Genomic DNA, 12,799 nt, shown 5'->3' on the forward strand with positions numbered 1-12,799 from the left:
GCGGGGATATTTTTGAAGCAGAGAAGCTAGGGGACGTTCACCTTTGAGGGAGGTGAGCGGGTCATCGTAGATCGGGAATTTCGATCCATCAGCGGAGGGCGCGGCCTTTCACGATGGCATCTTTGCCGAACCGATCTCGGATCGCATCGGCGGCGCGTTCGGCCTCATAGCGTTTGCTTTGGTCTGGGTCGAGCAGGTTGCCCGAACGGTCGGCTTCATCGGCCGGGACCAGATCGGAGAGGCCGACGCCCAAAAGCCGGTAGGGTTTCGTGTGCTCCACCGCGTCGAAAAGCTCCCGCGCCGTGCGATAGATGCGGTCGGCCATATGGGTCGCGTCGCCAAGCGAGATGCGGCGGGTGATCTGGCTGAAATCCGCCCGTTTCAGTTTGAGCGTCACAACACGCCCGGCGATGTCTTTCGCCTTGGCCCGGGCGGCGACTTTCTCAGTCATCCGCCAGATATGGCCGTCGAGGATATCCGGATCGGCGATGTCGTCAAAAAATGTGGTTTCGTTGGAGATGCTTTTGACCGCGCGGTCGCGTTTGACACGGCGATAATCCTCCCCGCGCGACAGGAAATAGAGCCGATCCCCCATAGTCCCAAAGCGTTCTGACAGGGATTTGCGGTCCCACCGCCTGAGATCCGAGAAGGTGCGGATGCCGGCCTTGTCGAGCGAGGCCTGGCCCGCCTCGCCGATGCCCCAGATCATCCGGACGGGTTTCTCCGCCAGGAAGTCCAGCGTTTCCGCGGCCCCGATCACCGAAAACCCCCGCGGCTTGTCGAGGTCAGAGGCGATCTTGGCGAGAAATTTGTTGTGGCTGAGGCCGATCGAGCCGGTGATCCCAAGCTCTGAGCGCATTCGGCGCACCAAGCCGGCAAGCATCGCGGCGGGCGGTTTGCCATGCAGGCGGGCGGTGCCGGCCAGGTCCATGAACGCCTCATCAAGAGAGAGCGGCTCGATCGCCGGTGTGAGATCTTCCATCATCGCGCGGATTTGGCGGGAGACCTGGGCATAGACCTCCATCCGCCCGGGCACCACCACCGCCTCGGGGCACAGTTTCAGCGCCTTGAACATCGGCATGGCGGATTTCACGCCTTTGATCCGCGCAATATAGCAGGCCGTCGAGACCACGCCGCGCTTGCCGCCGCCGATGATCACCGGCTTGTCGCGCAGCTCCGGATTGTCGCGCTTTTCGACCGAGGCGTAGAACGCATCGCAATCCATATGGGCGATGGAGAGATCAAACAGTTCGGGATGCGACACGATTCGCGGCCGGGCGCAGGCGGGGCAGCGGGCACCAGTCTCAAAGGTGGTCAGGCAATCGCGGCACAGCGCGGGCATGATATACGATCCCAATTGGCAGCAGTTCGTTCTAGGCAAATCGATCTGAGCGCGCCTATATAGCGCTATGAAACCTGAGGATAACACAATGGATTTTAATCAGCTGCTCGCCGATCTTCTGGGCGGGAATATCGTGATCCTGCTGCTGGCCGGCTTCATTATTCTCTGCATTTTCCTGGGTATTCGGATTGTGCCGCAATCCGAACAGCATGTGGTGGAGCGGTTTGGCCGTCTCAAATCGGTGCTGGGGCCGGGGATTAACTTCATCGTCCCGTTTTTGGACCGTGTGGCCCATAAGGTCAGTATTTTGGAGCGGCAGTTGCCCAATGCGAGCCAAGACGCGATCACGTCGGACAACGTGCTGTTGCAGGTTGAGACCAGCGTTTTCTACCGTGTGTTGGAGCCTGAAAAGACCGTCTATCGGATTCGCGATGTGGATGCGGCGATTTCCACAACCGTTGCGGGTATCGTGCGGGCGGAAATCGGCAAAATGGAGCTTGATGAGGTTCAATCCAACCGGAACCAGTTGATCGGCCAGATCAAGGCGATGGTGGAAACGGCCGTGAACGATTGGGGGATCGAGGTGACGCGTGCCGAGATTCTCGACGTGGCGCTGGACCAGGCAACGCGCGATGCGATGTTGCAGCAGCTCAACGCAGAGCGGGAACGCCGGGCGCAAGTGACCCGTGCGGAAGGCCAAAAGCGCGATGTCGAGTTGCAAGCGGATGCGGAGCTTTATGCCGCGAGACAGGCCGCCGAGGCCCGCCGGGTTGAAGCCGATGCGGAGGCATACGCAACCAATGTGGTGGCTGAAGCGATTGCCAAAGGTGGGCTTGAGGCGGTGCAGTACAATATCGCGCTGAAACAAGTCGAAGGCATCTCGCAGATCGCCGCGGGCCAAGGCACGCAGACGATTGTTGTCCCTGCGGATGCGGCGGATGCCTTTGGCAAGGCGTTCCAGATGTTGAAAGGGCGGGGCTGATGCTGCTCGGCGAATGGTGGGCTTGGATGGCGGCGGGGCTTGTGCTCGCCGTCGGAGAGGTTTTGCTACCGAGCTATGTCCTCCTTGGCTTCGGCATCGGCGCGGTGCTGGTCGGGGTGATCCTGCTGGTGGGCGGGCCGGTGGCGGTCTGGGTGGGCGCGTCCGTCTATCTGACGCTCCTGGCCTTTGCGATCTTTTCGCTTTTGGCGTGGTTGGGGCTCCGCCGTTGGTTGGGGGTCCGAACCGGGCAGGTGCGGACCTTCGATCACGATATCAACGACAACTGAGTCTTACGGCAGTTCGGCCAAGATCGCTTGGGCTGCTGCGGCAGGGTCTTCGGCCTGCCAGACCGGACGCCCCACCACGATATGATCCGCGCCCTCGGCGATCGCCTTGGCCGGGGTCGCGACGCGCTTTTGATCACCCAAATCTGCGCCAGACGGGCGAACACCTGGCGTAACGATCAAGCGACCCTGCGCCTCCGGCAGCGCCCGGATCATCGCAGCCTCTTGCGGTGAGGCGATGATGCCATCGGCGCCCGCTTCAAATGCCCGGATGGCGCGTTCGACCACCAGATCGGGGATCGCGCCATCACGGATCAGGCAGGCGTCGAGATCGGCGCGGTTGAGCGAGGTCAGCACGGTGACACCGAGGATTTTCATATCTGAGCCCGCCGCCCCTTCTTTCGCAGCGCGGACCACATGCGGGTCGCCATGAACCGTCAGGAAATCCAGATCAAACTGCGCCAATCCACGCACGGCGGCCTCGACCGTCGCGGAGATGTCGAACAGTTTCATATCGAGGAATATGCGCTTGCCGTGATCCTGTTTCAGCTCATTGGCCAGCGCCAGCCCGCCGCCGGTCAACATGCCCAAGCCGATCTTGTAGAAACTCACGGCATCGCCGATCCGCTCGGCCAATTGCAGGCCGGAGAGCGCATCTGGCACATCCAAGGCCACGATCAGACGGTCATCACTCATATCAATTCCCCCAACTTGTCCGGAGCCGTGATTAGAGGTGGTCGATCAAGCTGTCCATCGCTCCAGACAAAAAAGGACCCGGATGCGGAGGATGATCCGCGATCCGGGCCTGAGGCAGCAGCCGGGCGAGACAGAAGCCCGAATCTGCGGGATGGGGTGCAGCCGGGACAGGCCGCAACCCAGAGGGAACTCAATGTGTGGTGCGGGCCGCCGCGTGGGCCAGGCCTCGGCTGATCTGCGAAAACTCGGCTGTCTGCGGGCCGGGCCAGAAACAAGCCAGATGGCGCGGAAGCGGGGCGTCATCGATGCGGGTGGGCGCCGAAAAGCCCCGGCGGCGGGCATCGTAGATCACGGTGTTCAATCTGATACGGGGCATAATGACCTCCTTCATCTCTGCCTGTAGGACGGTCCGGCAGAGCGGAGGGTTCAAATCTTTCTTGAACCGGCGGGCGGAGATATTGAAATCGGCCTGCGGGATGGTCTCTACCGGCGCGCCGCTGTTGGTGACGGTCCAAACGGTCGCATCAAAAGGAGGTGGTTGGAGTCGATCGCTAACCGATACCTGGAGCCGGCGGGGGTCCAACGCAGTCAGTTAAGCGGATTTTGCTCAGCCCTTCAGCGCCGAGGCGATATAGGACTTCAAACCTGTTTGTCCTTTGATTGCTTTGCCGACCATCTCGATCTTGCCGTCGATCAAGCGCCGCGTCATGCAGGCATAGGATGCGGCGGCGTGTTCCGAGAACCCAAACTGAATGAACGTATTTTCTAGTTGATCTTGCGGGATCTCTTGCACCTCAACCTCGCGACCCAGCACCTCTGCGAACGCCGCCGCCACATCATTTGGCGTATAGTGTTCCGGCCCCTCGATATGTTCGATGCCAATATCGGAGACATCCGACATCATCCGCCGCGCGGCTTCCAAACCAAGATCATGTGGCGCGACCATTGCGATGGATAAATCGGCGGGAAAGAAGCTGGGCAGCAGACCGCTCTCCTGCACCATCCCAGCCATCCCCGCCCAGTCGCTAAAGTAGTAACCGCCACGGTTGATGGCCGTGGGTATGGACTGCGCCAGAAGCTGTGTCTCCAGTTCGTGGAGCACCGTGAGATCACCACATCGCTCACCTTCGAAAGCCCCGTAGGTGGATGCAGCAACGATTTTCTCCAGCCCTGATCCCTCCAAAGCGGCGAGGATCGCAGCCACGTTTTGGCGTTCTTCTTTATCGGTGTCGGTCGATGGATCGGCAGGTGGGTTGAGCACGAAAGCACGCTGGCCCGATCGGAAGATATCGCCGAGCGCATCACGGTCCCGCAAATCGGCGACGGCAACGTGAGCCCCTTTCTTGGCAAGTGCCTCGGCCCGCTGCGGATCGCGTGTCACAATCGTCACGGCTTGACCGGCCTGGAGCAGCGCGCGCGCTGTCGCCGAGCCAACCTGTCCTGTTCCGCTAAGAATGATGTGCACCGGCAGATCCTTTGTGTGATCGCAGTCGCGCGGAACCCTATCATGGGCCTCCTGACAAATGACGTCAGCTATCTGCGCAAGAGGACATAGAAGCTCAGGGTCAACGACCTTTCGCGTCGGCATCGGATGCGGCACTATTGGGCGCATGAGACAAACCGCCAAAGCCGTCGCCGAGGCAATTCGGGCCTTTGATGGGGTGCGTACCACGCCGCTTAAGGCGCTTGTTCAGACAAGGATGGAGCCGGAGGCTGTTGATGCTCTTGTAACCGCTTTGCCAGGACCGAATGAGATTGCCGCCACCTGGTGTCTGAAAGCGCTGGCCGAGACCGGACGGCTTCCCGCGGGTGCGCTCACGCTGTCTTTTGCGGCCTTGCCGAAGCTCTCGGAGCCCGACGCCATTCTCCATATCCTCCAGATGGTTCAACACGCGCCGGACCTGGCGCGCCCGATCCGGGAGGCCATCGTGCCTCTGGCGGGGCATCCCAAGCTGTTGGTGACTGTTTGGGCGTTCGACGCCTATTGCCGGACCACGCCGGCGGGAGAAGAGGCCGACCGGGCGGCACGTATCCGTCAAGGTCTGACCCACCGGTCCAAGGCAATGCAGGCGCGCGCGCGGGCTTTGGCGCGGGAATTTGGGGTGAATTTGCCGCAATAATCTTGAGATTGGCGCGGTGTTCTCCCATCTATCCCTCAAGGCTTGCAACTGTCGTCGTGCCGCTTGAGGGCGAGGCAAAGGTCAAGCGCTTTGAGAAGGAGAGACGTGATGAACTTTGAAAAGTTCACGGATCGCGCGCGCGGGTTTGTGCAGGCTGCCCAGACAATTGCGCAGCGTGAAGACCACCAGAAACTGGCCCCGGAACATGTGCTGAAAGCGCTGATGGATGACGAGCAAGGGCTCGCCTCCAATCTGATTGCGCGCGCCGGCGGCGAGCCCGCGCGGGTTGTCGAGGCGCTGGATGTCGCGATGGGCAAGCTGCCTAAGGTGACCGGCGACGCAGGGCAACTGTATCTTGATGGTCAGACTACGAAAGTGCTGAGCGAGGCGGAGAAACTGGCCGAAAAGGGCGGCGACAGTTTTGTGCCGGTCGAGCGCCTCTTGACGGCGCTTGCGATGGTGAAATCGGCTGCGAAAAGCGCGTTGGAAGCCGGTGGCGTGAATGCGCAGAGCTTGAACGCAGCGATCAACGATATTCGTAAGGGGCGGACCGCCGACAGTGCCAGCGCCGAGGACAATTACGAGGCGTTGAGCAAATATGCCCGCGACCTGACCGAGGCTGCACGAGAGGGCAAGATCGACCCCATCATCGGGCGCGACGAGGAAATCCGCCGCGCGATGCAGGTGCTCAGCCGTCGGACCAAGAACAACCCGGTGCTGATCGGCGAGGCGGGCGTGGGTAAGACTGCGATCGCCGAGGGCTTGGCGATGCGGATCGTCGATGGCGATGTGCCGGAGAGTTTGCGCAACAAGACGCTCATGTCCCTTGATATGGGGGCGTTGATTGCGGGCGCGAAATATCGCGGCGAGTTTGAAGAGCGCCTGAAGGCGGTTTTGAACGAAATCAGTGCCGCCGCCGGTGAGATCATCCTCTTTATTGATGAGATGCACACGCTGGTGGGTGCGGGCAAGACCGATGGCGCGATGGATGCGGCGAACCTGATCAAACCGGCTTTGGCCCGCGGTGAGTTGCACTGCGTTGGGGCCACGACGCTTGATGAATATCGGAAATATGTCGAGAAAGACGCGGCCTTAGCGCGCCGGTTCCAGCCATTGATGGTGGAAGAGCCAACGGTCAAAGACACGATCTCGATCCTGCGGGGTATCAAAGAGAAGTACGAGCTGCACCACGGGGTGCGAATCTCGGACGGCGCTTTGGTGGCCGCAGCGCAATTGAGTCAGCGCTACATCACGGATCGGTTCTTGCCCGACAAGGCGATCGATTTGGTCGATGAGGCGGCCTCCCGCCTGCGGATGGAGGTGGATTCGAAGCCCGAGGAGTTGGATGCGCTGGATCGCGACATTCTGCAAAAGCAGATCGAGGCGGAGGCGTTGAAGAAAGAAGATGACGCGGCCTCGAAAGATCGGCTTGAGAAGCTTGAGAAAGAGCTGGGCGATTTGCAGCAGAGATCCGCGGAGATGACCGCCCAATGGCAGTCGGAACGCGATAAACTGGAAAGTGCGCGGAGCATCAAAGAAAAGCTCGACCATGCGCGGGCGGAGTTGGATCAGGCCAAGCGCGCCGGTGATTTGGCCAAGGCGGGTGAGTTGAGCTATGGCGTCATCCCGCAATTGGAGAAAGATCTCGCCGAGGCTGAAGCGCAAGAAGACGAGATGCTGGTGGAAGAGGCCGTGCGGCCCGAGCAGATCGCGTCTGTTGTCGAGCGCTGGACCGGTATTCCGATGTCTCGGATGCTGGAAGGTGAGCGGGAGAAACTTCTGCGGATGGAAGAGGAGATCGGCAAGCGCGTCATTGGCCAGCATACGGCGGTGCGGGCCGTTTCAAACGCCGTGCGCCGGGCGCGTGCCGGGTTGAATGACGAGAATCGGCCGCTTGGCTCCTTCCTGATGCTTGGGCCGACCGGTGTCGGCAAGACCGAGTTGACCAAGGCGCTTGCTGAGTTTCTCTTCGATGATGATCAGGCGATGGTCCGGATCGACATGAGCGAGTTTATGGAGAAGCATTCGGTCGCCCGGCTGATCGGGGCGCCTCCGGGTTATGTCGGCTATGATGAAGGCGGCAAGCTGACCGAAGCGGTGCGGCGACGGCCCTATCAGGTCGTTCTCTTCGACGAGGTGGAGAAAGCGCACCCGGATGTCTTTAACGTGCTGTTGCAGGTGCTTGACGACGGGCAACTGACGGATGGTCAGGGGCGGACGGTCGATTTCAAGCAGACGCTGATTGTGCTGACCTCGAATCTTGGCGCGCAGGCGTTGAGCCAGTTGCCAGATGGGGCCGATGCCTCAGACGCGAAACGCGATGTGATGGATGCGGTTCGGGCACATTTCCGGCCCGAGTTCTTGAACCGTCTGGATGAGACGATCATCTTCGACCGGCTGAGCCGGGCGGATATGGACGGCATCGTGACGATCCAGCTTCAGCGGCTTGGCGCGCGACTGGCCGAGCGCAAAATCACGCTTGATCTGGATGAGGGCGCAATGACCTGGCTGGCCGATGAGGGCTATGACCCGGTCTTTGGGGCCCGTCCGTTGAAACGGGTGATCCAGCGGAGTCTCCAAGACCAATTGGCCGAAATGATCTTGGCGGGTGAGGTGAAAGACGGCGAGACGCTTCATATCAGCGCCGGGTCCGAAGGGTTGATTGTGGGCGATCGGGTTAGCGCCTCAAACAGGCAACCGCCCGAGGATGCCGTCGTTCACTAGGGACACCCGATGTCACTATGAAAAGGCCCCGGTTTGCGCCGGGGCCTTTGTCTATCTCTGATGAGTATCACCCGTCGGCCGGGTCTGAGACCGCGCTCGACTGGCACTCCTACTTACATCTCCGGCAAGATCACCGCGTCGATCACATGGATCACGCCGTTGGACGCTTCGATATCGGCGGCCACCACATTGGCCTCATTAACCGTCACGCCGCCCTCGGTTCCGATCATGACTTCGCCACCTTGGACCGTGGCCGCCATCATCCCATCGCTGAGATCGCCGGACATCACGGCGCCCGGCACCACATGATAGGTCAAGATCGCCACAAGCTGATCGCGGTTCTCTTCCATCAGAAGCGACTCGACCGTGCCTTCGGGCAGGGCGGCGAAGGCATCATCGTTGGGGGCGAAAACGGTGAACGGCCCTTCACTCTTCAGCGTGTCGACCAGGCCAGCGGCTTCAACAGCCGCCACGAGTGTGTTGAAGGTGCCGGCATCAACGGCTGTGTCGACGATATCCATCGCGTGGCCATCGGCGAAAACCGGAGCGGCCAGAAAGCTTGAAGCCGTGAGGGCAAGAAGCGTACGTCGTAGCATTGGATGTCTCCCATAAGTCATCTGCGGGGTTGCTCCCCGTGTGGCGGGAGATGGCCGCGGTCGACAGGCAGACAAGATAAGCGACGACCCGCTGAGGGGGTTGACGGGATGTCCTTCGCGCCTAAGCCGGGACGGTTAACGAAATCCAGTAAAACGGATGTTACCCGGTGTTATCGGACGTGAACCGATCACGCGGGTTTGGCTTGCCTTGTGATATGTGATCGCAAAGATGGCGCAGCGCGGTTTGGAGAAGAATATGACCTGGTATTTGGAAGCTCTCGCCCTGGTGTTTTGGCTGGTGATCGGTCTTGGCGCTCTTCTGATCGTCGTGATCTTCGTGCTTGACCGGGCGCAGAAGAGCGATGCGATCCGGCGGAACTACCCGGTGATCGGGCGGTTCCGCAGCTTGTTCAGCACATTGGGGGAGTTTTTCCGGCAGTATTTCTTTGCGATGGATCGTGAGGAATTGCCGTTCAACCGGGCGCAGCGCGATTGGGTGCAGCATGCGGCGGATGGGGGCAGCAATACGCTGGCCTTTGGTTCCACGCGGAATATTGGTGTCGTCGGCACGCCGCTCTTTACGCCGGACCCATTTCCGCCGCTGGATGATCAGTTCGCCAAATCCGAACCGATGGAGATCGGGCCATATGCGCGGATTCCGTTCATGGCACGGTCGTTCTTCAACATCTCGGGCATGAGTTATGGCGCGATCTCGAAACCAGCGGTTCGCGCACTCAGCCGTGGTGCGCGCGCTGCGGGGATGTGGATGAACACCGGTGAAGGGGGGCTGTCGCCGTATCACCTCGAGGGTGGGGCCGACATTGTCTATCAGATCGGTACGGCGAAATACGGCGTGCGCGACGCGGATGGGAATCTCGATGACGAGAAGCTGAAACGTGTCGCCGAGAAGACCGAAGTCAAGATGTTCGAGTTGAAGCTGGCGCAAGGGGCCAAGCCCGGTAAAGGCGGCATTCTCCCTGCGGAGAAGATCACGGATGAGATTGCCGAGATTCGGGGAATTGATCCTGGCAAGGACTCGCTTTCGCCGAACCGGCACAAGGAGATCAACAATTTCGACGATCTCTTGGACATGATCTGCCATATCCGCGATGTGACGGGCAAACCGGTTGGCATCAAGACCGTGATGGGCGGTGTCGAGGCGTTCAACGATCTGTTTGACCGGATCAATGCGCGCGGCGGCGAATGCGCGCCCGATTTCATCACACTTGATGGTGGCGAGGGCGGGACGGGCGCTTCGCCAATGCCGCTGATGGATCTTGTTGGCATGTCGATCCGTGAGGCGCTGCCGCTTTTGACCGATCTCAGAAACAAGGCGGGTTTGAAGGATCGCATCCGGATTGTCGCCTCCGGCAAGCTGGTCAATCCGGGCGATGTCGCCTGGGCGCTGGCGGCGGGCGCGGATTTTGTAACATCGGCGCGGGGGTTCATGTTCTCGCTTGGCTGTATCCAGGCGCTGAAATGTAACAAAAACACCTGTCCGACCGGCATCACTACGCATGATCCGCGTTTTCAGGCGGGGCTGGTCGTCGAAGACAAGGACAAGCGCGTCGCGATGTATGGCACGTCGATTGTCAAAGAAGTTGAGACGATTGCCCATTCTGTCGGGGTGTCCGAGCCGCGTTTGCTGCGTCGCCGCCATGTGCGGCTCGTGCAGCCAGATGGGACGTCAATCCCGATGAACGAATTGTTCCCGTCTGATCGCGCGGGCCAAACAGTTTCGTGATCAGACGTGCTTTGGCTTGGGCCGGACGCATCTTTTAAGGCAAGTTGCGGCCAACCGACACGGAGATTGACATGGCAGGACGTTATCGCTCCCCCCTGACTTGGGCGGATGTGACCCCGAAAGAGATGTATCTGAACCGCCGCCAGATCATGGCGGGCAGTGGCGCGCTTCTTGGCGCCGGGCTGATCGGGGGGCAGGCACAGGCTCAGGACCTGGAGCCCAATACCTGGGAAGAGATCACCAACTATAACAACTTCTATGAGTTCGGGACCGGCAAGGACGACCCTGCTGCACATGCGCATATGATGACGACCGAGCCATGGGAGATCGTGGTCGATGGGCTGGTCGACAATCCCGGCACCTATTCCTTTGCCGAGATCATGGAGGGGATGACGGTTGAAGAACGTATCTATCGCCTGCGCTGTGTCGAGGCGTGGTCGATGGTTGTGCCGTGGAACGGATTTGAATTGGCCGATCTGCTGGAGCGGGTCGGCGTGCAGGATGGCGCGCAATATGTGGCGTTTGAGACGCTGAACCGGCCCGAGGAAATGCCCGGCCTCCGCTTCCCTGTTCTGGAATGGCCGTATCGGGAGGGATTGCGCCTGGACGAGGCGATGCACCCGCTGACGATTATGGCGACTGGTCTTTATGGGGAACCGATGCCGAACCAGAACGGTGCGCCGATCCGCTTGGTCGTTCCCTGGAAATACGGTTTCAAGAGCATCAAGAGCATCGTGCGGATCACCCTGACGGCAGACCAACCGCTTGCCAGTTGGAATATGGCCCAACCCCGGGAATACGGCTTCTATAGCAATGTGAATCCAAATGTGGATCACCCGCGCTGGAGCCAAGCCACAGAACGGCGGATCGGTGGCGGGCTCTTTGCCAGTCGCCAGGACACGCTGATGTTCAACGGTTATGAGGACGAGGTGGCCAGTCTCTATGAGGGCATGGATCTGTCAGAGTATTTCTGATGTCCACTGCGCTGGCTGATATTGTGCTGAGTTCCGTGCTGACCTGTCCGTCTTGCGGCCATGTCGAGACGCTTACGATGCCAACGGAGGCCTGCCAGTGGTTTCACGCCTGCGTCGGGTGTGGAGATGTGTTGAAACCTCGCCCTGGTGATTGCTGCGTCTTCTGTTCTTATGGAACCGTGCCCTGCCCACCGATTCAGGCTGGCCAGAATTGCTGTGGATCTTGAAATGAGTCGGGTTGATCGTTTTTTGCCAAACATCCATGCGTTCGGGCCAACCGTTGAAGTCCGCAACGGGACACGAGGTGCGTCATGCTGACCGATCGGATCAATCGCGGTTTGCGGCTGGTGCCGCCGTGGCTTCTCTACATCGTAGGAGCGGCTTGGGCGGCATGGTTGTTCTATCTCGGGGCGACCGGCGGGCTTGGTGTCGAGCCGATCGAAGCGCTGGAGCATGAATATGGTGAGATCGCGCTTCAACTGGTCATCCTTGGTCTTGTCGTCACCCCGCTCCGCCAGATTGCAGGCATTAATGCGTTTAAGTTCCGCCGCGCTATCGGGGTCGTCGCCTTCTTCTATGTCTTGGCGCATTTCTTGGTCTGGGCCCTGCTTGATGTCCAAAGCCTGAGCCGAGTCTGGGCGGATATCGTGGACCGGCCCTATATCACGATTGGGATGGCGGGTTTTGCTTTGCTGATCCCCTTGGCGGTCACATCAAACAACCTGTCGGTTCGGCGGATGGGCGCGGCCGCTTGGCGCAAGCTGCATAAGCTTGTGTACCCGGCGGCGCTTCTCGGTGCGGTGCATTACGTTTGGCTGGCAAAAGGCTTCCAGCTAGAGCCGATGATCTATCTGGCGGTGGTTTTGGGGCTTTTGGCACTCCGACTGCCGGTTATTCGCACCCGACTCGCCAGTTGAGTCGGCCCGAGTCGCAGGGACTCGGCGTGCCAAAAATCCATATCTGGGGACATCTCTGGGGATAAGCCGATATCTTGGGGTATTACCGTACCCTGAGTCGTGGGGCCGATCTGGCGGGGCGTCCAGCCAAGACCTCACCCTAAAGGTTCGTGGATATCTAAGATCATGAAAATAAACAAAAAACACGTTATCTCGCAAAAAATGTCATCTTTCTGCAAAAAACCCCTTGCGGCCCCCCCACCCAATCCGTAAATACCCCCTCACCGGCGGCGCTGAGGCGACTGACCGGGGCGCCAAACGGGCCGCAGGGCAACGAGACGCAGACTAAAATCGAGATAATACAGGCGGGGCGCGCCAAACAAGTTACGGCGCATCTCAGTTTGTTTTGTCTCACGCTCTTTGAAATCGATGGTATCTGAA

The 12,799-nt window shown here is 60.0% G+C and carries 13 protein-coding genes; 8 read left to right on the forward strand and 5 right to left on the reverse strand.

Going from position 1 to position 12,799, the window contains the following annotated elements; translation table 11 throughout:
* Positions 1–88: 88 nt before the first annotated feature.
* Positions 89–1,342, reverse strand: coding sequence for a DNA polymerase IV (locus GTF44_RS01455; RefSeq protein ID WP_171559511.1), 1,254 nt, complete (start codon positions 1,340–1,342; stop codon positions 89–91).
* 88 nt (positions 1,343–1,430) lie between these two features.
* On the opposite strand from GTF44_RS01455, the gene GTF44_RS01460 reads away from it, so the two are divergent.
* Both GTF44_RS01460 and GTF44_RS01465 read left to right on the forward strand, forming a co-directional pair.
* A complete protein-coding gene (locus tag GTF44_RS01460) occupies positions 1,431–2,324 on the forward strand; it encodes an SPFH domain-containing protein (protein ID WP_145213066.1) in 894 nt (297 codons plus the stop codon).
* On the forward strand, positions 2,324–2,611 hold the full coding sequence (locus GTF44_RS01465) for an NfeD family protein (protein WP_145213063.1): 288 nt from the start codon (positions 2,324–2,326) through the stop codon (positions 2,609–2,611). The genes GTF44_RS01460 and GTF44_RS01465 overlap by 1 nt, the downstream gene beginning before the upstream one ends.
* Positions 2,612–2,614: 3 nt before the next feature.
* Here GTF44_RS01465 and pyrF read toward each other — a convergent pair whose 3' ends face one another.
* The 3 genes from pyrF to GTF44_RS01480 form a co-directional block, all read right to left on the reverse strand.
* Complete coding sequence (gene pyrF / locus GTF44_RS01470; RefSeq protein ID WP_171559514.1) at positions 2,615–3,304, reverse strand: orotidine-5'-phosphate decarboxylase; 690 nt, start codon at positions 3,302–3,304, stop codon at positions 2,615–2,617.
* A 190-nt stretch (positions 3,305–3,494) separates the two neighbouring features.
* Positions 3,495–3,680 carry a hypothetical protein gene (locus GTF44_RS01475; protein ID WP_171559517.1) on the reverse strand — a complete coding sequence of 62 codons (186 nt, stop codon included), beginning with the start codon at positions 3,678–3,680 and terminating at the stop codon, positions 3,495–3,497.
* Positions 3,681–3,911: 231 nt separating this feature from the next.
* Positions 3,912–4,769: an NmrA family NAD(P)-binding protein gene (locus GTF44_RS01480; RefSeq protein WP_171559520.1), complete on the reverse strand. Its 858-nt coding sequence runs from the start codon at positions 4,767–4,769 to the stop codon at positions 3,912–3,914.
* Between the two features lie 145 nt (positions 4,770–4,914).
* On the opposite strand from GTF44_RS01480, the gene GTF44_RS01485 reads away from it, so the two are divergent.
* Together GTF44_RS01485 and clpB are read left to right on the forward strand one after the other, a co-directional pair.
* Entirely contained in the window at positions 4,915–5,424 is a 510-nt protein-coding gene (locus GTF44_RS01485) for a hypothetical protein (protein ID WP_171559523.1), read from the forward strand.
* 108 nt (positions 5,425–5,532) lie between these two features.
* A complete protein-coding gene (gene clpB / locus GTF44_RS01490; RefSeq protein ID WP_171559526.1) occupies positions 5,533–8,148 on the forward strand; it encodes an ATP-dependent chaperone ClpB in 2,616 nt (871 codons plus the stop codon).
* A 113-nt stretch (positions 8,149–8,261) separates the two neighbouring features.
* Here the strand turns inward: clpB and GTF44_RS01495 are convergent, their stop codons facing one another.
* The gene (locus GTF44_RS01495) at positions 8,262–8,744 is read right to left on the reverse strand and encodes a fasciclin domain-containing protein (RefSeq protein WP_171559529.1); all 483 of its coding nucleotides are present in this window, start codon (positions 8,742–8,744) and stop codon (positions 8,262–8,264) included.
* A 256-nt stretch (positions 8,745–9,000) separates the two neighbouring features.
* Here GTF44_RS01495 and GTF44_RS01500 point away from each other — a divergent pair, with 256 nt between their 5' ends.
* The 4 genes from GTF44_RS01500 to msrQ all read left to right on the forward strand — a co-directional run bounded on the left by GTF44_RS01500 (position 9,001) and on the right by msrQ (position 12,379).
* On the forward strand, positions 9,001–10,488 hold the full coding sequence (locus tag GTF44_RS01500; RefSeq protein WP_171559532.1) for an FMN-binding glutamate synthase family protein: 1,488 nt from the start codon (positions 9,001–9,003) through the stop codon (positions 10,486–10,488).
* Positions 10,489–10,559: 71 nt separating this feature from the next.
* Positions 10,560–11,462 carry a protein-methionine-sulfoxide reductase catalytic subunit MsrP gene (msrP, locus tag GTF44_RS01505; protein WP_171559535.1) on the forward strand — a complete coding sequence of 301 codons (903 nt, stop codon included), beginning with the start codon at positions 10,560–10,562 and terminating at the stop codon, positions 11,460–11,462.
* On the forward strand, positions 11,462–11,689 hold the full coding sequence (locus tag GTF44_RS22050; protein ID WP_367383352.1) for a GDCCVxC domain-containing (seleno)protein: 228 nt from the start codon (positions 11,462–11,464) through the stop codon (positions 11,687–11,689). Before msrP ends, GTF44_RS22050 begins: the two co-directional genes overlap by 1 nt.
* Positions 11,690–11,773: 84 nt before the next feature.
* A complete protein-coding gene (msrQ, locus tag GTF44_RS01510) occupies positions 11,774–12,379 on the forward strand; it encodes a protein-methionine-sulfoxide reductase heme-binding subunit MsrQ (RefSeq protein WP_145213040.1) in 606 nt (201 codons plus the stop codon).
* The last annotated feature ends 420 nt before the right edge of the window (positions 12,380–12,799 follow it).

The organism is Roseobacter sp. HKCCD6576-2, assembly GCF_013179285.1.
Classification (GTDB): Bacteria; Pseudomonadota; Alphaproteobacteria; order Rhodobacterales; family Rhodobacteraceae; genus Rhodophyticola; species Rhodophyticola oceani.